The organism is Pseudomonas sp. Tul2A7, assembly GCF_054790505.1.
Genome location: NZ_CP186499.1, coordinates 1,104,670 through 1,124,220, shown reverse-complemented (window position 1 = coordinate 1,124,220; position 19,551 = coordinate 1,104,670). Strand labels below are relative to the sequence as shown.

Annotated in this window: 12 protein-coding genes; 8 read left to right on the top strand and 4 right to left on the bottom strand. The window is 61.0% G+C overall.

Annotated elements, in window-relative coordinates; all coding sequences use genetic code 11:
* Positions 1-44: 44 nt before the first annotated feature.
* A complete protein-coding gene (gene nadC, locus ACOYXJ_RS05245; RefSeq protein WP_016986492.1) occupies positions 45-893 on the bottom strand; it encodes a carboxylating nicotinate-nucleotide diphosphorylase in 849 nt (282 codons plus the stop codon).
* Positions 894-1,265: 372 nt separating this feature from the next.
* Between nadC and ACOYXJ_RS05240 the strand changes: the two genes are divergently transcribed.
* From ACOYXJ_RS05240 to ACOYXJ_RS05225, 4 genes are all read left to right on the top strand, one after another.
* Positions 1,266-3,446: a DUF1631 domain-containing protein gene (locus ACOYXJ_RS05240; RefSeq protein WP_460368266.1), complete on the top strand. Its 2,181-nt coding sequence runs from the start codon at positions 1,266-1,268 to the stop codon at positions 3,444-3,446.
* A gap of 64 nt (positions 3,447-3,510) precedes the next feature.
* On the top strand, positions 3,511-4,071 hold the full coding sequence (gene ampD / locus ACOYXJ_RS05235) for a 1,6-anhydro-N-acetylmuramyl-L-alanine amidase AmpD (protein ID WP_102900723.1): 561 nt from the start codon (positions 3,511-3,513) through the stop codon (positions 4,069-4,071).
* Positions 4,068-4,907 carry a regulatory signaling modulator protein AmpE gene (gene ampE / locus ACOYXJ_RS05230; protein ID WP_460368264.1) on the top strand — a complete coding sequence of 280 codons (840 nt, stop codon included), beginning with the start codon at positions 4,068-4,070 and terminating at the stop codon, positions 4,905-4,907. Before ampD ends, ampE begins: the two co-directional genes overlap by 4 nt.
* A 228-nt stretch (positions 4,908-5,135) precedes the next feature.
* Positions 5,136-7,166, top strand: coding sequence for a methyl-accepting chemotaxis protein (locus ACOYXJ_RS05225; RefSeq protein WP_460368262.1), 2,031 nt, complete (start codon positions 5,136-5,138; stop codon positions 7,164-7,166).
* Between the two features lie 117 nt (positions 7,167-7,283).
* Here the strand turns inward: ACOYXJ_RS05225 and ACOYXJ_RS05220 are convergent, their stop codons facing one another.
* The gene (locus ACOYXJ_RS05220; RefSeq protein ID WP_460368260.1) at positions 7,284-8,060 is read right to left on the bottom strand and encodes a TatD family hydrolase; all 777 of its coding nucleotides are present in this window, start codon (positions 8,058-8,060) and stop codon (positions 7,284-7,286) included.
* A gap of 3 nt (positions 8,061-8,063) precedes the next feature.
* Positions 8,064-9,059, bottom strand: a complete 996-nt coding sequence (cra, locus tag ACOYXJ_RS05215) for a catabolite repressor/activator (RefSeq protein ID WP_095119519.1) — start codon at positions 9,057-9,059, stop codon at positions 8,064-8,066.
* Between the two features lie 308 nt (positions 9,060-9,367).
* Between cra and ptsP the strand changes: the two genes are divergently transcribed.
* The 4 genes from ptsP (at position 9,368) to ACOYXJ_RS05195 (ending at position 16,632) form a co-directional block, all read left to right on the top strand.
* The gene (gene ptsP / locus ACOYXJ_RS05210; RefSeq protein WP_460368258.1) at positions 9,368-12,229 is read left to right on the top strand and encodes a phosphoenolpyruvate--protein phosphotransferase; all 2,862 of its coding nucleotides are present in this window, start codon (positions 9,368-9,370) and stop codon (positions 12,227-12,229) included.
* Positions 12,229-13,170 carry a 1-phosphofructokinase gene (gene pfkB, locus ACOYXJ_RS05205; RefSeq protein ID WP_460368256.1) on the top strand — a complete coding sequence of 314 codons (942 nt, stop codon included), beginning with the start codon at positions 12,229-12,231 and terminating at the stop codon, positions 13,168-13,170. The genes ptsP and pfkB overlap by 1 nt, the downstream gene beginning before the upstream one ends.
* An 11-nt stretch (positions 13,171-13,181) precedes the next feature.
* A complete protein-coding gene (locus tag ACOYXJ_RS05200) occupies positions 13,182-14,915 on the top strand; it encodes a PTS fructose-like transporter subunit IIB (protein WP_460368253.1) in 1,734 nt (577 codons plus the stop codon).
* A 175-nt stretch (positions 14,916-15,090) separates the two neighbouring features.
* The gene (locus ACOYXJ_RS05195; protein WP_460368251.1) at positions 15,091-16,632 is read left to right on the top strand and encodes an alkaline phosphatase D family protein; all 1,542 of its coding nucleotides are present in this window, start codon (positions 15,091-15,093) and stop codon (positions 16,630-16,632) included.
* 194 nt (positions 16,633-16,826) lie between these two features.
* On the opposite strand, the gene ACOYXJ_RS05190 is transcribed toward ACOYXJ_RS05195, so the two are convergent.
* A complete protein-coding gene (locus tag ACOYXJ_RS05190) occupies positions 16,827-19,355 on the bottom strand; it encodes a PepSY domain-containing protein (protein WP_460373086.1) in 2,529 nt (842 codons plus the stop codon).
* Between the last annotated feature and the right edge of the window lie 196 nt (positions 19,356-19,551).

The window sequence follows — 19,551 nt, the reverse complement described above, 5'->3', positions numbered from 1 at the left end:
GGCTTGTAGCTTGTAGCTTGTAGCTCGCATCTTGTCGCTGCTGTTTAAAGGCTGAGACGCATCGACAGGTCGACCGCTTTGACATCCTTGGTCATTGCGCCAATCGAAATGTAATCCACCCCGGTTTCGGCGATCGGCAACAGCGTGCTTTCGTTGATGCCGCCGCTGGCTTCCAGCTTCGCCTTGCCGCCGTTCAGGCGTACGGCTTCGCGCATGTCGTCCAGGCTCAGTTCGTCGAGCATGATGATGTCGGCGCCGGCAGCCAGTGCTTCTTTCAGTTCATCCAGACTTTCCACTTCGACTTCCACCGGTTTACCCGGCGCAATCTTGTGCGCGGCGGCAATGGCTTGTGGAATGCCACCGCTGGCGGCGATGTGGTTTTCCTTGATCAGGAACGCGTCGTACAAACCGATGCGATGGTTGTGGCAGCCACCGCAGGTCACCGCGTATTTCTGTGCCAGACGCAGACCCGGCAGAGTCTTGCGGGTGTCGAGCAGTTTGACCTGAGTGGTACCGACGAAATCGGCCAGGTACTGCGCGCGCGTCGCCACGCCGGAAAGCAATTGCAGAAAATTCAGCGCACTGCGTTCACCGGTCAGCAGCGAACGGGCCGGGCCTTCCAGATGAAATAACGGTTGATTGGGCTTTACCCGCTCGCCATCGACCACTTGCCAATGCACCGCGACCCGCGGATCGAGCTGACGGAACACGGCATCGACCCACGCGGTGCCGCAGATGACAGCCGCGTCGCGAGTGATGATGGTGGCTTTGGCCAGGCGTTCGGCCGGGATCAGTTGCGCGGTAATGTCGCCGCTGCCGATGTCTTCGAGCAACGCACGGCGCACGTTGGCTTCGATTTCGGCGGTCAAATCGGCGAGACGTAGATTCGGCATAACGGGCTCCACAAACAAAGTGGTTCGATTATAGGGGCATGGCGCGAGCCAACCCAAGGCGAGAACTTGCGTGCTTGCCTGCATCCGGTCGATTTTCTTTGAGCAAACCCGGCCAGACGTGGTCACTGAAAGGGGCGGTATAGGGGAAACCCTGACGGCTATGGCGCCGGGTGCAAGTTATGAAAGATAATTCGCCTTGCATTTGACGTCATAGCTTTGACGTCCTGATTGGACTTGTGGGAGCGAGCCTGCTCGCGAATGCATTCTTTCAGTGACATTGCTGCGGCTGACACACCGCTATCGCGAGCAGGCTCGCTCCCACAGGGATCCGGGTTGGCTTGACCGAACGAATCACCGTTTCAGGAGGCTTGGATGCACAACGACGGGAAAGTAGTGCCTTTGCACAAGGCTGCTACCGATCAGGCGAATCACTCGCCGCTCGCCCGCCTGCCTGTGATTCTGCTTCAGGTTCGCGACAAGGCTGCCCAGCAACTGCGCCACGGCTTGCAGGAGCTGTTCGATAACGCCGACGACACGTTGTTTGAAATGGCCGACCGGGCGCGCAACGACGTCGAGCAGAACATCTTCTTCGAAGCCATGCGCGACCTGCGTCTGAAACGCAAAAACATCGAACGCGGCTTTCTCGAGCAATTCTTTGAAGCCTTCGTCGGCCTGACTCAATACGATTCCACGCCCAACACACTGCCGCATGCCCTCATGTACGACGAGTTCGCTCCGCGTAGCGACGACATGGAACGAAGTGTGGCGGTCGAGACCATGGTCGGTCGCGTGCTCAAGCGTGACGGCTTCGCGCTCGATCAACTGACCGCGCGCCTCAACGCGCTGCTCGGCAATACCCTCAATGATCAGCACAACCCGCTCGGTCCGGCCATGCTCTGCGAGTTTTTCCTCCAGGCCGGACGTAACCTGGGCGTAGAGATCAAGGTCAAGCTGATCCTGCTCAAACTGTTCGAGCGCTATGTCTTGGCTGACACCGAACAGCTTTATGCCGAAGCCAATCAATTGTTGCTCGCCACCGGTGTGTTGCCCGAGTTAAAAGCCGCCCCTGCGCGGCGATCGATCGATCGTGCGATCGCCAGTGTGAGCAGCGAGGAAAGCGACGACACGCCACCCGTCGACGAAAGCGTGCAGGAGGTCTTCGCCGCGCTGCAGCAATTGCTCGCACACGTGCGCGGCAGTGTCGCACCGACGCTGGAGTCCAGCGCTGCGGCGCAGCCGATTTCCACTCGCGATCTGTTGCGCCTGCTCTCGCACCTGCAGCAGTACGTGCCGGCGCTGGCGGCTCAGGATGACTTCGATCTGCGCAATCAGCTCGAACAACTGCTGACCCGGGTCAGCGTCAGAAGCGGCAAATCGCGGATCGTCGGCGATGCGGACGAAGACGTGATCAACCTGATCGCCATGGTCTTCGACTGCATTCTTGAAGACCGCAATGTACCGGATTCGCTCAAGGCCTTGATCGCGCGGTTGCAGATCCCGATGCTCAAGGTCGCGGTGCTCGACAAGAGTTTCTTCAGTCGCAGCACCCATCCGGCGCGGCGCCTGCTCAACGAAATCGCCGAGGCGGCGATGGGCTGGGGCGACTGCGACGGTGAGGCGCGCGACAGCTTGTACCTGCGCATCGAGCAAGTGGTGCAGCGCCTGCTGACTGACTTTGTCGATGATCCGGCGATTTTCTCCGAGTTACTGGCTGATTTTCTCGCGTTCACCAGCGATCAGCGCCGCCGCAGCGAGCTGCTTGAACAGCGCCTGCGTGACGCCGAAGAGGGGCGAGCGAAGACCGAACTGGCAAGGCGTCGGGTCGAGCGGGCGCTGAATCAAGCACTGCTGGGCAAAACCCTGCCGCCCTCGGTGGTCACCTTCGTCCAGGACGCCTGGAGCAAAGTACTTCTGCTGACCTGCCTCAAGCATGGCGATCAGTCAGCTGAATGGCAGGCCGATGTGCACACCATGGAGCAATTGATCTGGAGTGTGCAGCGTCATGCAGACACTGAATCCAGTCTGCGCTTGCTGGCACTGGTGCCGGGTTTGCTCAAGTCTCTGCGTGATGGCCTGACCAGTTCGGCGTTCGATCCATTCGCCACCAGCGAATTTTTCAGTGAACTTGAAGCCCTGCATGTGCGGGTGCTGGAGCGTTCCGTCGAGGCGGATCCGGCCGCGCCGATGATCGAGGTGTCGCAGCAGATCGTGCTGCAAACCGCCGACGAGGGCGGCATGGCGCTGACGCCGGTACGCTTGCCCCACGACGCCGCGGGTCTGCGCCAGGTCGAGCAACTGCGCTTGGGCAGTTGGGTGGCATTTCAGGAAGACGATGAACACAGTCTGCGCTGCAAGCTCGCGGCCATCATCGAAGCCACCGGCAAATATGTATTTGTCGATCGCACCGGGATGAAGGTGCTGGAGCGCAGTCGCGTTACGCTGGCCTTGGAATTCGAGCGCGGTGCGGTGCGTGCTCTGGACGACACCTTACTGTTCGACCGTGCGCTGGAGTCGGTGCTGGGCAACCTGCGGCGACTCAATCGCGCCAAGTGATCGCGCGCCGGGGGCCGATCACGGCATACTGGGCGCCAACACAGTCGGCGTTGAAGGAATCGGTATGCAGTTGGATCCCGCTAGCGGGTGGTGTCACGGGGTGCAGGTGTGCCCATCACCCAACTTCAATGAGCGCCCTGCGGGCGAAGTTTCCCTGTTGGTCATCCACAACATCAGTCTGCCGCCGGCGCAGTTCGCCACGGGCAAGGTGCAGGAATTTTTCCAGAATCGTCTGGATGTCACCGAACATCCCTACTTTGCAGGGATCGCTGACCTACGCGTCTCGGCGCATTTTCTGATTGAACGTGACGGCAAGATCACCCAGTTTGTCTCCTGTCTTGAGCGTGCGTGGCATGCCGGCGTGTCGGTCTTCGATGGACGGGAAACCTGTAACGATTTTTCCGTGGGCATCGAGCTCGAAGGCACCGATGATCTGCCGTTCACCGACGCGCAGTATCAGGCGTTGACGGCGCTGACCCGCCAGTTGCAAACAGCATTTCCGGCCATCACCGGCGCCCGCATTTGTGGGCACAGCGACATAGCACCCGGGCGTAAGACCGATCCTGGCCCGGCATTCGACTGGGCACGTTACCGCGCAGCCCTGGCACAAGAGGAAGGACAATGAGTTTTCTGGTGTTACTGCTGGCGCTGTGGATCGAGAAGTTTTCGGCCCTGCGTCATCGGGTTCAACGCGATGGCGGATGGATCCGCGAACTGAACAAACTCGAAGCCAGCGAGCGGCTGGCTAAGCAACCCTGGCTGGTGTTGACGATTCTGGTGGTGTTTCCGCTGGCCTTGCTGGCGCTGTTGCTGGTGGTGCTGGAACCGGTGGCCTATGGCTTGCTGGCGCTGCCGGTGCATTTGCTGGTGGTGATTTACAGTCTGGGACGCGGCGACTTGCTCGGCGGTCTCGGGCCGTTTCGCGATGCCTGGCGCCGTGAGGATCTGCAAGCCGCAGCGCACGTGGCCAAGCGTGATCTGAATATCTGCGCCGACAGTGGCGAGCAATTACTCGATCGCGTGCAGGGGCATTTGTTGTGGGAGGCGTATCAAAGCTTCTTCGCGGTGATTTTCTGGTATTTCCTGCTCGGTCCGGTCGCGGCGCTGGCTTATCGATTGCTGGCGCTGGCCGAAGAGCATGGCAAGACCCCGGCAGTGGTCGAGCGCGCCGCGCAAATGCGTCATGCCTTTGATTGGGTGCCAGTGCGTCTGCTGGCGGCGAGTCTGGCGCTGGTCGGCAACTTTGTCGCGGTCAGTCGGGTGATGCTGCATGAGTTGCTCAACTGGAACATCAGTGCTGCGCACTTGATCAACCGGGTCGGTTTGGCGGCGGGGGAGATTCCACCTCCCGTGGTCGGGCCGGACGGCATCAACACCCTCGATTGCCTGTGGGAACTGCTGCTGCGCGCGGCGGTGCTGTGGTATGCCGGTTTTGCCTTGTGGACGGTTCTGGTTCACTGATTTCACTGATTTAAAGAAAGATCAAAAGATCGCAGCCTGCGGCAGCTCCTACACAGGGATTGTGTGTTTCCTGTGGAAGCTGCCGCAGGCTGCGATCTTTTTGTCGTTAACCTTAAGTTACAAAACCTCCCTTCGATTTGAGCTATACAGAGATGGCGCCCGATAGTGGCTATCTGCTGTCGCCCCGCGCCTGCCAATAAAAACAAGAAAAACCAAGGGAGACTTCCAGTGAAGAGCTTGCTCTATCCCGCCGTCTCGCTGATGAACCGTCTGAGCTTCGGCATGAAGTTCAGCCTGATCAGCGTGCTGTTCCTGGTGCCGATGCTGGTGACCAATTTCTATCTGGTGCGCGATTCCTATCGCGAATTCCAGGGCACCCGCGTCGAGCTGCAAAGCCTTGATCTGCTGGGCAGCAGCCTGGCCCTGCGCCGGGATCTGGAAACCCTCAACAATCTGGTGCAGATCAACGTCACCCTCGGCCAGTCCGGCAAGGCCGGCAATGTCGAGGCGCAGATCACCACGCTCGAACAAGCGGTTCTGGCACGCCTGCAAGGACTGACGGCGATGACTGAAGATCCTGAGCAAGTCCAGGTCTTCGACGGCAAACGCGATGAAATGATCGCCGCGTTCAAGGCCCAGCAAGCGGAAAACTCTTTGCAGAGCAAAAGCGCGTTGATCGGCAAACTGTTGGCCAGTGCGCAGATTTTCAGCCAGATCATCAGCAGTCAGGCCGGGCTCAGCCGCGACAACCAGAGCGACATCCGTCAGCTCAGCGAACTGGTCACCCTGGTCACGCCGACTGTCACGCAAACTCTCGGCGAAGGCCGGGCCATGGGTTCGTATTCATTGGGTCAGGGTTTTCTCAACAGCTCTTCAAGCACACGTTTCGACGAGTTGATGGTGCAGATCGAAAAGCTCCAGGCCGAATACGGTTTGAAACTGCAGGACGCCCTCGGCTCCAGCAAAGCCGCGCGGGACAACCTCAGCGCGGCGGCCGAGAGCAGCAAGGCCTCGCTGAAACAGGCCAGCGAACTGTTCGAAGAACAAGTGGTGATGGCCGACACGCTCGATGCGCCGTGGCAGGCGTTTTACGATCAGGTCACCGGGCTGATCGAGCGGACTTACCAGCTCAACGAAGCCGCGCTGAAATTCCTCGATACTCAATTGCAGCAGCGTCTGGCGCAGAACCGCACGCACATGGTCTTGCAGGCCGTGGCGTTGTCGGTGGTGTTCGTGTTGATTTTCTACCTCTACGGGGGCTTCTACGCCTCCACCCGCACCACGCTTAAACGCCTCGGAGCGATGATGGACAAGGTCGCGGCCGGTGACATGACGGTCAACTTCAAGGCCAGCAGTCGCGATGAATTGGGTGAATTGGGCGAGGTGTTCAACGGCACGGTGAGGAAGATTCACGACTTGATCGAGCGGGTGGGTCAGACCGTCGGCGAGGTCGAGCGTCAGGCCGGACAGGTTGAAAGCGTCTCCGCGCAGAGCAATCAGGCGGTCGCCGGGCAACGTACGCAGATCGAACAAGTGGCGACGGCGATGAATCAGATGTCGGCGACCTCACTGGAAGTGGCGCGCAGTGCCGCCGCAGCGGTGAGCAGTGCTCACAGCGTGAATGACGAGACCATCAGTGGTCGTGGCTTGGTCGAATCGCAGCAGGGCAGCATTGCCGCGCTGGCCAGCGAGATTGACCAGTCAGTGCTGGTGATCAACCAATTGGCCAGCGATAGCCAAGCGATCAGTCGTGTACTGGAAGTGATCAAGAGCATCGCCGAACAGACCAACCTGCTGGCGCTCAACGCCGCGATCGAAGCGGCTCGTGCCGGCGAACAGGGACGTGGTTTTGCGGTGGTGGCGGACGAAGTGCGCACGCTGGCCAAACGCACCCAGCAATCGACCGAAGAAATCGAACAGATGATCGCCAAGCTGCACGGCGGTGTCGGCGCGGCGGTGAAAGCCATGGGCGTCAGCCATCAGATGGCCAACGGCACGGTGGGGCAGTCGGAAAAGGTTCAGCAGGCGCTGGAAAACATCCTCGGGGCGGTCGGTATGATCGTCGATCAGAACCAGCAGATCGCCGCTGCCGTTGAACAGCAAACGGCGGTGGCCCACGATATCGACCAGAACATCGTCGAGATCAACCGCGCCGGCGAGCGCACGGCGCAGGGGGCGCACCAGACCGAAGATGCCAGCCGGGCGCTGTCAGCTCAGGTCGTTGAGCTTAAACAACTGATCAGCGCCTTCCGCGTCTGAGCCATACACAAATCCCCTGTAGGAGTGAGCCTGCTCGCGAATGCAATCTGTCAGTGACATCGCTGTCACCTGACTCACCGCTTTCGCGAGCAGGCTCGCTCCCACAAGGATTGTTTTTTACCAGCCGAAGACTTCGCAGCTGTTGGCGGTGCTGGCGGTGGCCAAATGTTCGGGGCTGATCTTCATCAACTCGGCCAGCGCCTCACAGATCGCCGGCAAGTGCGCCGGACTATTGCGCTGACCGGGAAACATGACAGGCGCCATGTCCGGTGAATCGGTTTCCAGCACGATCGACTCCAGCGGCAGTTCCGCCAGCACCCGATGCATGCGCAACGCCTGCGGCCAGGTCGGCGCGCCGCCCAGACCCAGTTTGAAACCCAGTTTGATGTACTCCCGCGCTTCTTCACGGCTGCCGGCAAAGGCATGGATGATCCCCGCGCGTTTGAGCTTGAAGCGTTTGAGCGTTGCGATGACCGCCGCATGACTACGGCGAACGTGGATTAATGCCGGTAATTGGAAATCCGCCGCCAATTGCAGCTGCGCTTCGAACAGCGCCTGTTGCCGCGCGCGGTCGAGGGTTTCGATGAAGTAATCCAGACCGATCTCGCCCACCGCACATAACTGTCGATGACCATGCAGCCGGGTTAGCCAATCACCGAGTGCCGACAAATCTTCGGGACGATGCTGATCGAGATACACCGGATGCAGACCGAATGCCGCATACAAATCGGCATCGCTCTGCACCAGATCCCAGACCCGTTGCCAGTTACCTTCATAGACACCCAACACCACCATCCGCCGCACTCCGAGGGCGCGGCATTCGGCGAGCAACGCCGAGCGATCGGCGTCGAAGTCGGGGAAATCGAGGTGGGTGTGGCTGTCGATCAGCTCCACGGCTCAGTCCTGGTGGATACGCTGCTTGAAGGTCCGCGCGATGGCCTGCACACCGGGCTTGTACTCCGACTGCTCGACGGCGGCCAGCGCCAGTTCCAGCGCCTTGTCGGCGATCAACTGGTGCTGCTGGGCCATAGCGTTGACCGGCAGCGGCAGGAAATCCAGCAACTGCGTATCGCCGAAGGTGCCGAGGCGCAGTGGCCGCGATTTCAACGGGAAGTCATGCAGCGCATCGAATACACCCTGCAACAGCACGTAGGAAGTCGTCACCAGTGCATCCGGCAAATGCCCCAGACGTTGCAGGAGTTCTTCCATCAATTGCTTGCCGCACTCACGGCTGAAAGATTCAGCATGTTCGACCAGCACTTCGCCTTTGAAGTCGACCAGCGCCTCTTTGAAACCGGCGGCACGTTCCTGGCTGATGCTCAGTTCCGGGCGCGCGCCGAGCAGTACGATCTGCTTCGGTTGCGGATCGAGCAAGCTCTGGGTCAAGTGCAGGCTGGCCTCGCGGTCGTCACTGATCACCGAGCAGAAATGCTCGGGTTCCATGACCCGGTCGATGGCGATGATCGGCAGACCTTTGGCCTGCAACTGCCGATAGCTGTCATCGCCGGCCGGCAGGCAACTGGCGACGATCAGCGCATCGCAACGGCGCGCACGGAACAGTTGCAGCAACTGCCGCTCGCTGTCCGGCGCATCGTCGGAACTGGCGATCAGCAATTGATAGCCGCGCGCCCGCGCACCTTGCTCAAGTAGCTTGGCGATCCGCGCGTAACTGGGGTTTTCCAGATCCGGCAGAATAAAGCCCAACGTGCGCGTGTGCCGACTGCGCAGCCCGGCCGCTTGAGGGTTTGGCGTGAAGCCGTGCAGATCGACCACCGCCCGCACCCGCTCGACGGTCGCGGTGCTGATGCGTTGCTGTTCGGCCTTGCCGTTGATGACGTAGCTGGCGGTGGTCACGGACACTCCGGCCAACCGCGCGATATCACTGAGTTTCAACCCGGGATTTCCTTGTTTTTTCGAGCTTGCCGCGACATTTTCGCCAATCCTACCCGATTAGGGCAGGCGACTATTGTCGCAGCGCATCCGACAAGTTGGACTTCAAGGATGGGACATTATCGAGTAACGTGCCGATCAATCTAGATTAAACGTTTCAGCAAGCGTATTTTCTACGTTTTAGACGTCTTTGGCCGGTTCTGCCGTGAAACCGCCAAAACTGCCGCTGAAAAGCAAAGCGGTAAAGCGCCTAAGCTGCAAACCATCCAAAACAATACCTGGCACTCATAAAGCGCCAAAAAGGAGATCGCATGCTCGAGCTCACTATAGAGCAGATATCCATGGGCCAATCGGCTGTGGATAAACCCGCTGCCTTGCAACTGCTCGCCAATCACCTGGTGGCCGATGGTCTGGTTGCCGACGGTTACCTCGCTGGATTGCAGGCACGGGAAGCCCAGGGCTCGACCTTTCTCGGTCAAGGTATTGCCATTCCCCACGGCACTCCGGAAACCCGCGATCAGGTGTTCGCTACTGGCGTGCGCCTGATGCAGTTCCCGGAAGGCGTGGATTGGGGCGATGGCCAGATCGTTTATCTGGCGATCGGTATCGCGGCCAAATCCGACGAACACCTGCGCCTGCTGCAACTGCTGACCCGTGCCCTCGGCGAGACCGATCTGGGCCAGGCCCTGCGTCGCGCCAGTTCACCTGAGGCGCTGCTGAAACTGCTGCAAGGCGCGCCGCAGGAACTGGCGCTGGACGCGCAGATGATTGGCCTCGGTGTCTCCGCCGATGATTTCGAAGAACTGGTCTGGCGTGGCGCACGTCTGCTGCGGCAGGCCGATTGTGTGAGCAACGGTTTTGCCGGCGTGTTGCAGCAGGTCGAAGCGCTGCCGCTGGGTGATGGTTTGTGGTGGTTGCACAGCGAGCAGACCGTGAAACGTCCGGGGCTGGCGTTCGTGACGCCGGACAAACCGATGCGCTACCTCGGTCAGCCGCTCAGCGGTCTGTTCTGCCTGGCCAGCCTCGGCGAGGCACATCAAGCGTTGCTTGAACGCCTGTGTGCGTTGCTCATCGAAGGTCGTGGCCATGAACTGGGCCGCGCTACCAGCAGTCGCAAAGTTCTCGAAGTGCTCGGCGGTGAATTGCCCGCCGACTGGCCTAGCGCGCGTATTGCCCTGGCCAACGCCCACGGTCTGCATGCGCGCCCGGCGAAGATCCTCGCGCAACTGGCGAAGAGTTTTGATGGCGAAATTCGTGTGCGCATCGTCGACGGTCAGGACAGCGCCGTGTCGGTGAAGAGTTTGAGCAAACTGCTCAGCCTTGGCGCCCGTCGTGGTCAGGTGCTGGAGTTGATCGCCGAGCCGAGCATCGCCGCTGATGCCTTGCCGGCACTCTTGGCCGCCATCGAAGAAGGCCTCGGCGAAGAAGTCGAGCCGCTGCCAGCGGTGAGTCAGCAACGCGAAGTCATTGCCGACATCGCCGAAGTGCTGATCGCTCCGGCGTCCGGCGCTCAGTTGCAGGCGATCCCGGCAGCACCCGGCATCGCCATCGGGCCTGCGCATATTCAAGTGCAGCAAACCATCGATTACCCGTTGCGCGGCGAGTCCGCCGCCGTCGAGCGCGAACGTCTCAAGCAAGCGCTCAGCGACGTGCGCGGAGACATTCAGGGCCTGATCGAACGCAGCAAAGCCAAAGCCATCCGCGAGATCTTCATCACCCATCAGGAAATGCTCGACGACCCGGAACTGACCGACGAAGTCGACACGCGCCTCAAGCAGGGCGAAAGCGCCGAGGCGGCATGGATGGCGGTGATCGAAGCGGCGGCCAAACAGCAGGAATCGTTGCAGGACGCTTTGCTCGCCGAGCGTGCGGCGGATCTGCGTGATATCGGCCGTCGCGTCCTGGCGCAACTGTGTGGCGTGCAAACCGCGAGCGAGCCTGAGCAACCGTACATTCTGGTGATGGACGAAGTCGGCCCGTCCGACGTCGCGCGGCTGGATCCGGCACGCGTAGCGGGGATTCTCACCGCACGCGGCGGCGCCACCGCGCACAGTGCAATCGTTGCGCGAGCGCTCGGAATTCCGGCGCTGGTCGGCGCTGGCGCAGCGGTGTTGTTGCTGGCGCCGGGCACGCCGTTGCTGCTCGACGGTCAACGCGGTCGCCTGCATGTCGACGCCGATGCCGCGACTCTGCAACGCGCCGCCGAAGAGCGCGACACCCGCGAACAACGTCTGAAAATTGCCGCCGAGCAACGCCATCAACCGGCACACACCACCGACGGTCATGCGGTCGAAGTGTTCGCCAACATCGGCGAAAGCGCGGGCGTGATCAGTGCAGTGGAGCAGGGCGCCGAGGGCATCGGTCTGCTGCGCACCGAACTGATTTTCATGGCCCATCCGCAAGCGCCCGACGAGGCCACGCAAGAAGCCGAATACCGCCGCGTCCTCGATGGCCTCGCCGGGCGGCCATTGGTGGTGCGCACGCTGGATGTCGGCGGCGACAAACCGCTGCCGTATTGGCCGATCGCCAAGGAAGAAAACCCGTTCCTCGGCGTGCGCGGCATTCGCCTGACCCTGCAACGTCCGCAGATCATGGAAGCGCAACTGCGCGCCTTGCTGCGTTCGGCGGACAACCGTCCGTTGCGGATCATGTTCCCGATGGTCGGCAGCGTCGAAGAGTGGCGTCAGGCCCGCGACATGACCGAACGTTTGCGTCTGGAAATCCCGGTCGCCGATCTGCAACTGGGGATCATGATCGAAGTGCCGTCCGCCGCTCTGCTTGCGCCGGTGCTGGCCAAGGAAGTCGATTTCTTCAGCGTCGGCACCAACGACCTGACGCAATACACCCTGGCCATCGACCGTGGCCATCCGACCCTGTCGGCGCAGGCGGATGGCTTGCACCCGGCGGTGCTGCAACTGATCGACATCACCGTGCGCGCGGCCCATGCCCATGGCAAATGGGTTGGCGTCTGTGGCGAATTGGCGGCGGATCCGTTGGCGGTGCCGGTGCTGGTCGGTCTCGGTGTCGATGAACTCAGTGTCTCCGGGCGCAGCATTGCTGAAGTGAAAGCGCGCATCCGCGAACTCAGCCTGACTCAGGCGCAAACCCTTGCTCAACAGGCCCTGGCCGTGGGCAGCGCGAATGAAGTGCGCGCATTAGTGGAGGCCCTGTAATGGCCAAGATTCTTACCCTGACCCTCAACCCGGCGCTCGACCTCACCGTCGAACTGCCACGGCTGGAGGCCGGTCAGGTCAATCGCAGCGACGAGATGCACACCCACGCCGCCGGCAAAGGCGTGAACGTCGCGCAGGTGCTTGCCGACCTTGGTCATCAATTGACGGTCAGCGGTTTTCTCGGCGAAGACAATCTGCAAGCGTTCGAAACCCTGTTCGCCAAGCGCGGTTTTGTCGACGCGTTTATCCGCGTGCCGGGCGAGACGCGCAGCAACATCAAGATCGCCGAACAGGATGGCCGCATCACCGACATCAACGGCCCTGGACCGGTGGTCGATGCCGCCGCGCAGCAGGCGTTGCTCGATCGACTGGTGCAGATTGCACCGGGTCACGACGCCGTGGTGGTCGCCGGCAGTTTGCCCCGTGGCGTCACGGCGCAGTGGTTGCGCGAGTTGATCGAACGGCTCAACCAGCTCGGTCTGAAAGTCGCTCTCGACTCCAGCGGCGAAGCGTTGCGCGAAGCTTTGAAAGCCAGTCCATGGCTGATCAAACCAAACACCGAAGAACTCGCCGACGCCCTCGGTTGCGACGTGGTTTCTCACGCGGCGGAAGCGCAAGCAGCGGCGCGTTTGCATGCGCAAGGCATCGAGCACGTGGTGATTTCCCACGGTGCTGATGGCGTGAACTGGTTCAGCGTCGGTTCGGCGCTGCACGCCACGCCACCAAAGGTCAGCGTTGCCAGCACGGTCGGTGCCGGTGATTCGCTGCTGGCCGGCATGCTCCACGGTTTGCTCAGCGCCGACACGCCTGAACAAACTCTGCGCACGGCCACCGCGATCGCCGCGATGGCGGTGACCCAGATCGGTTTCGGCATCAACGACGCTGCGCAACTGGCGCAGCTCGAACAGGGCGTGCGCGTTCGCCCCCTGACAGAACAATAAGAGGGTTTGTCATGAAATTAGCCATTGTTACGGCTTGCCCGAACGGCATGGTCACCAGTGTGCTGTGCGCGCGTTTGCTCGATGCGGCGGCGCAGCGTCAGGGTTGGAGCACCAGCGTGGAAGTGGTCGATGCGGCGCACCCGGAACGCGAGTTGTCGGCGGCGACCATTGCAGCGGCCGAGTGGGTTTTGCTGGTCACCACAGGTGCGGTCGACATGAGCCGCTTTGTCGGCAAACGGGTGTTCCAGATTGCCCCGGCGCAGGCGTTGCAGGATGTTGAAGCGGTGCTGCGCCGTGGCGCGGAAGAGGCAGAAGTTTACGTCGCCAGCGCGGCTGAACCGGTTGCCGATGCAGCGCGCGCGCCACGCATCGTCGCCATCACCGCGTGCCCGACCGGTGTCGCTCACACCTTCATGGCCGCCGAAGCTTTGCAGCAAACTGCCAAGCGTCTGGGCTATGAATTGCAGGTCGAAACCCAAGGCTCGGTGGGCGCGAAAACCCCGTTGAGCGCAGCGGCGATTGCCGAAGCCGACGTGGTGTTGCTGGCGGCAGATATCGAAGTTGCCACCGAGCGTTTTGCCGGCAAGAAGATCTATCGTTGCGGTACCGGGATTGCGTTGAAACAGTCCGAAGCCACGCTGAAAAAAGCGCTGGCCGAAGGTGTTGTGGAAAGTGCTGCGGGTGACGGCAAGGCACCGGCCAAGCAAGAAAAAACCGGCGTCTACAAACACCTGCTGACCGGCGTGTCGTTCATGCTGCCGATGGTGGTGGCGGGCGGTTTGATGATCGCCTTGTCATTCATGTTCGGCATCACCGCGTTCAAGGAAGAAGGCACGCTGGCTGCGGCATTGATGCAGATCGGCGGCGAGACCGCGTTCAAGTTGATGGTGCCGCTGCTGGCCGGTTACATCGCTTACTCGATTGCCGACCGTCCGGGCCTGGCGCCGGGGATGATTGGTGGCTTGCTCGCGAGCACGCTGGGCGCGGGGTTTATCGGTGGCATCGTCGCTGGTTTCATCGCCGGTTATGCGGCGAAGGCGATCAGCCGATATGTCGCCTTGCCGCAAAGTCTTGAAGCACTGAAACCGATTCTGATCATCCCGTTGTTTGCCAGCCTGATCACCGGTCTGGTGATGATTTACGTGGTCGGTAAACCGGTCGCTGGCATGCTCGGGGCGCTGACGCATTTCCTCGACAGCATGGGCACCACCAACGCGATTCTGCTCGGCGTGTTGCTCGGCAGCATGATGTGCGTTGACCTCGGCGGGCCGATCAACAAAGCCGCGTATGCGTTCTCGGTGGGTCTGCTGGCGTCGCAGAGTTATGCGCCGATGGCCGCGACCATGGCCGCCGGGATGGTGCCGCCGATTGGCCTGGGTATCGCCACGTTTATTGCACGGCGCAAGTTCGCTCAGACCGAGCGCGAGGCTGGGAAAGCGGCACTGGTGCTGGGGTTGTGCTTTATCTCCGAAGGGGCGATTCCGTTTGCCGCGAAAGACCCGTTGCGGGTGATTCCGGCGAGTATTGCCGGTGGCGCGCTGACCGGTGCGCTGTCGATGTATTTCGGCTGCAAACTAATGGCGCCGCATGGTGGCTTGTTTGTGTTGGCGATTCCGAATGCGATCAATCATGCGTTGCTGTATCTGCTGGCGATTGTCGCGGGGAGTTTGTTGACTGCTGTGGTCTATGCAACGGTCAAACGCCCGGAAGCCGTCGAGCTGGCCCTCGAACCCGCCAAGGCCTGACTGACAACACAAATCCCCTGTGGGAGCGAGCCTGCTCGCGAATGCAATCTGCCAGCGACATGTATGTTGACTGGCACACCGCTTTCGCGAGCAGGCTCGCTCCCACAATGGTTAGTGGTGTCATGGCGAGTTCATATAGGCGTGCTTAAGTTTTCCTTTTTTCAGGGAGAACACCATGAGCGATTTCAACCCCGGTCGCCGGCGTGTCATGCAAGTCGTTGGTGCCGGTCTGCTGATGCCAAGCCTGGCACCGGCGGTGATTGCCTCGGTCAAGGATCGCCCGCAGTTGACCGATGGCGTGCAGTCCGGCGACCTGCAAGGCGACCGCGCGATGATCTGGAGCCGCAGCGATCGCCCCGCGCATATGGTGGTCGAGTGGGACACCCGCAGCCAGTTTCGTCACCCGCGTCGGGTAGTCTCGGCGCTGGCCGATGCCCGCAGCGACTTTACCGCCCGCGTTGAACTGATCGGGCTGCCCGCCGATCAGGCGATTTTCTATCGCGTGTATTTCAAGGACGCCCGCACCGGCGTCGCCAGCGAACCGTGGCTCGGTCACCTGCGCAGCGCTCCGACGGCGCGGCGCAATATTCGTTTCGTCTGGAGCGGCGACACCGTCGGCCAGGGCTTTGGCATCAACACGGACATCGGCGGCATGCGCATCTACGAAGCCATGCGCCTGCGCCTGCCGGATTTTTTTATCCACAGCGGCGACACCATCTACGCCGACGGCCCGGTGCCCGCGCAGCTCACCACCGAAAATGGTCGTATCTGGCGCAACCTCACCACCGAAGCCAAGAGCAAAGTCGCGCAGACTCTCGACGACTATCGCGGCAACTACCGCTACAACCTGATGGACGAAAACATCCGTCGGTTCAACGCCGAGGTGCCGCAGATCTGGCAGTGGGACGACCATGAAGTGGTCAACAACTGGTCACCCGGCAAACAGCTCGACGAGCGCTATCAGGAGAAAGATATCCACACCCTGGTCGGGCGCGCCCGTAAGGCGTGGCTGGAATATTCGCCAATGCGTTTGCAGGCTGCCGACGGCGGCGGGCGGATTTATCGCAAGCTCAGTTATGGACCGATGCTCGATGTGTTCGTGCTCGACATGCGCAGTTATCGCGGCGCCAATGACGACAACCTCGGCGCGGCGAAACCGTTTCTGGGGCGTGAGCAACTGGACTGGCTCAAGCGTGGATTGAAGAAATCCAAAGCCCAATGGAAGGTCATCGCCGCCGACATGCCGATTGGTCTGGGCGTGCCGGATGGTGAGGTCAGTCCGGGTGTCGCGCGTTGGGAAGCGGTGGCTAACGGTGATCCGGGACCGGCGCAGGGGCGCGAGGTGGAAATCGCCGAGTTGCTCGGTTATCTGCGTAAGCAGCAGGTGCGCAATTTTGTCTTCCTCACGGCCGACGTGCACTACTGCGCGGCGCATCACTATCACCCGGATCGTGCGGCGTTTCAGGATTTCGAGCCGTTCTGGGAGTTTGTTGCCGGGCCCTTGAATGCCGGGAGCTTTGGGCCTAATCCGCTGGATAAAACTTTTGGCCCTGAGGTGGTGTTCGAGAAGGCGCCGCCGGTGCAGAACGCGTCGCCGTTTGCCGGGTTTCAGTTTTTTGGCGAGGTGAATATTGAAGGGGTAAGTGGGGAGATGAGTGTGGTGTTGCGGGATTTGAATGGGGTGGCGGTTTTCGAGAAAAAATTGCAGCCTGCTTAAAGATCAAAGGCTAACCCTCACCCCAGCCCTCTCCCGGAGGGAGAGGGGGCCGACGGAGGTGTCTAAAGAAATACGCCGACCTGGAAGACCGTGTCGATTATGGATTCGGCAGAGGACGTTCAGGTCGGCGTATTGCGTGAATCTCTCACGGTCAGTCCCCTCTCCCTTTGGGAGAGGGCTAGGGTGAGGGGCTTTTAATAGACGTCGCGACGGTAGCGGCCCTGCTCAATCAACCGCTCCACTTCGGCTGCCCCGAGAATATCGTTAAGCACCTGATCAACCCCCGAAGCCATTCCCTGCAAGCTGCCGCAGATATAAATCACCGCCCCCTCCGCCAGCCATTTCTTCAACTCATCAGCCGACTCACGCAAACGATCCTGCACATAAACCTTCTCCGCCTGATCCCGCGAAAACGCCAGATCCAGCCGCGCCAGATCACCATTGATCAACCACTCTTCCAGCTCTGCGCGGCAGAGGAAATCGTGTTCACGATTGCGCTCGCCAAACAACAACCACTGGCGCTGTTGACCATCGGCGATCCGCGCCTTGAGCAAACTGCGCAGCCCGGCCAGCCCGGTGCCGTTACCCAGCAGAATCATCGGTACGGGTTCGTTCGGCAGATGGAAACCACTGTTGCGCCGAACCCGCAAACTGATACTGCCGCCCACTGGCGCGTGTTCAGTCAGCCAGCCGGAACCGATGCCCAGGCTACCGTCCGCGTGCTGTTCCTGACGCACGATCAACTCCAGCACACCGTCGGCGGCAATCGAGGCGATCGAGTATTCGCGCATGGCCAGCGGCACCATCGCATCGACCAGCGATTGCGCATGCAAACCGACCAGATGTGCACGGTGCTCAGGCAATTGCCGCGACGCCAGCGCGACTTCCAGCGGCTCGTCGAGACCGTTGATTTTCACTGTGGTCTCGCCACGAATGCCGAGACCGTCGAGGAAGTGTTCGATGGCCCACGGGCAGTTGCGTGGCAGTACTTCGACCAGGTCGCCGGCCAGCCAACTGCTGGTATTCGGTGCGCTCAAACCCAGCAGGTAAACCGGCGCACCGCTGCTGTCCGGGTTCATCAGTTCGCGGCGGACCAGCGTCCAGTTGTCGTAACTCGGCGCCTGCCAAGTATCGATGGGGGCTTGCCCGGTGAGCAGGCCCAATTGAGTCTGCCAGTGGCGCAGGGCATACGGATCACCGCTGTCGACTTCCACCGGGGCAAACAATGTCTTGCCGCCGTGCTCAGCCAACCATTGGTGCAGGCGTTTGGCGAAACCACAGAAGTGCTGATACTGACGATCACCGAGACCGAGCACCGAGTAATTCAGGCTGTCGAGCGTTGCCGCCTTGCTCAACACCTTGCGCTCAAATCCGCGTGCGCTGTCCGGCGCTTCGCCGTCGCCAAACGTGCTCACGACAAACAAAGCATTGTTCGATTCACGCAGATCCTGCTCGCTGACATTGGCCAGTGGCTGCACCTTCACCGGCAATCCGGCGGCCTGCAATTGCCCGGCGGTCTGCCACGCCAGTTGCTCGGCAAAACCGCTCTGGCTGGCAAAACCGATCAGCCACGCCGAAGCATCGCCGGCCGGTTGAGCGAGGCCTTGGCGCGCATCCTTGATCTGCTTTTTCTTGCGGCGACGATCGAGGTACAGCAGCCATCCGGTGATGAAAAACAGCGGCATGCACACTGCCGCGAGGGTAATGATGATCCGCCCGACCAGGCCGAAGTAACTACCGACGTGCAGCGCATAAATGCTGGTCAGCAGTTGTGCCTTGAAGCTCTTGTCGGCGTAACGATCGACGCGTTTGACGATGCCGGTGGCCGGGTCGAGGGTGATCTGGTTCAGGGCGCGATCGTGCGGCGAACTGTCGAGCAGGTAGAACACGGTTGCCGGTTGGCCAGCCACCGCCGGCATGCGGATGTTGTAGGCGGCCAGCCCAGGGCCGGCGGCACTGTAGATGCTGCTCCACATCGCTGCGTAATCGGCGGTCGGCGCCGGACCTTCCGGCGCCGGGCCGCGACCGCCGCGCACGCGCTCGTTTTGCGGCGCGTCGGAGAGCAATTTGGTCAGGCCTTTGTTGTACCACTCGTACGACCACGACAACCCGGTCAACGCCAGCAGCAGATAAACCAACAGGCACCAGGTGCCCGCCACCGAATGCAGATCCCAGTTGAAGGCGCGGCCCTTTTTCTTCCAGTCCAGCGTCAGCCACACGCGCCAGCTGTTCCACTGACGTGGCCAGCGCAGGTACAGGCCGGAGAGGCAGAAGAACAGCAGGATCAGCGTGCAGGCGCCGGTGATGTTGCGCCCGGTATCGCCCATGGCGAGGAAGCGGTGCAGTTGCAGCATCAGGCCGAAGAAATCCTGGCCAACGGCATCGCCCATGAACTCGCCGGTATACGGATCGAAGTAGCGCATCTCACCGCGACGCTCGCCTTTGGGCGGGGTGAAGTAGACGCGAGCCGCGTTGCCGCTGTCGGTTTCAACCCAGAGCATCGAAACCTTTTTGCCCGACGTGGCTTCTATGCGCTCCACCAGCTCGACGGGCGGCAGCACGCCGGCGACTTGTTTTTCCACCTGCAGAACGGAGGGATTCAGCGTCCGCAGGATTTCGTCCTGAAACGAATAGGCCGCGCCGGTGATGCCCATCAACGTCAGCACCAGGCCTGCGGTGATGCCAAAAAACCAGTGCAACTGGAACAGGGTTTTCTTCAACACGTCACTCGCCGTCCATTCGGAAATTGTCTTCACGGCGCGCATTATGCCGTGGGTTATCGAGAAGCGTTCTTTATTACGCACAAAAGCCCCGTTCAATTGAATGAACGGGGCCTGACTTCCGACTTTCCCCTGTGGGAGCGAGCCTGCTCGCGAAAGCGGTGTGTCAGTCAACATTGATGGTGCTGAAAGATCGCCT

Excerpts from the sequence above, each read along its gene's own strand:
- nadC (WP_016986492.1), bottom strand. The coding sequence starts at position 893 with ATGCCGAATCTACGTCTCGCCGATTTGACCGCCGAAATCGAAGCCAAC.
- ACOYXJ_RS05200 (WP_460368253.1), top strand. The coding sequence starts at position 13,182 with ATGAAATTAGCCATTGTTACGGCTTGCCCGAACGGCATGGTCACCAGT.
- ampD (WP_102900723.1), top strand. The coding sequence starts at position 3,511 with ATGCAGTTGGATCCCGCTAGCGGGTGGTGTCACGGGGTGCAGGTGTGC.
- ptsP (WP_460368258.1), top strand. The coding sequence starts at position 9,368 with ATGCTCGAGCTCACTATAGAGCAGATATCCATGGGCCAATCGGCTGTG.
- pfkB (WP_460368256.1), top strand. The coding sequence starts at position 12,229 with ATGGCCAAGATTCTTACCCTGACCCTCAACCCGGCGCTCGACCTCACC.
- ampE (WP_460368264.1), top strand. The coding sequence starts at position 4,068 with ATGAGTTTTCTGGTGTTACTGCTGGCGCTGTGGATCGAGAAGTTTTCG.
- ACOYXJ_RS05240 (WP_460368266.1), top strand. The coding sequence starts at position 1,266 with ATGCACAACGACGGGAAAGTAGTGCCTTTGCACAAGGCTGCTACCGAT.
- ACOYXJ_RS05195 (WP_460368251.1), top strand. The coding sequence starts at position 15,091 with ATGAGCGATTTCAACCCCGGTCGCCGGCGTGTCATGCAAGTCGTTGGT.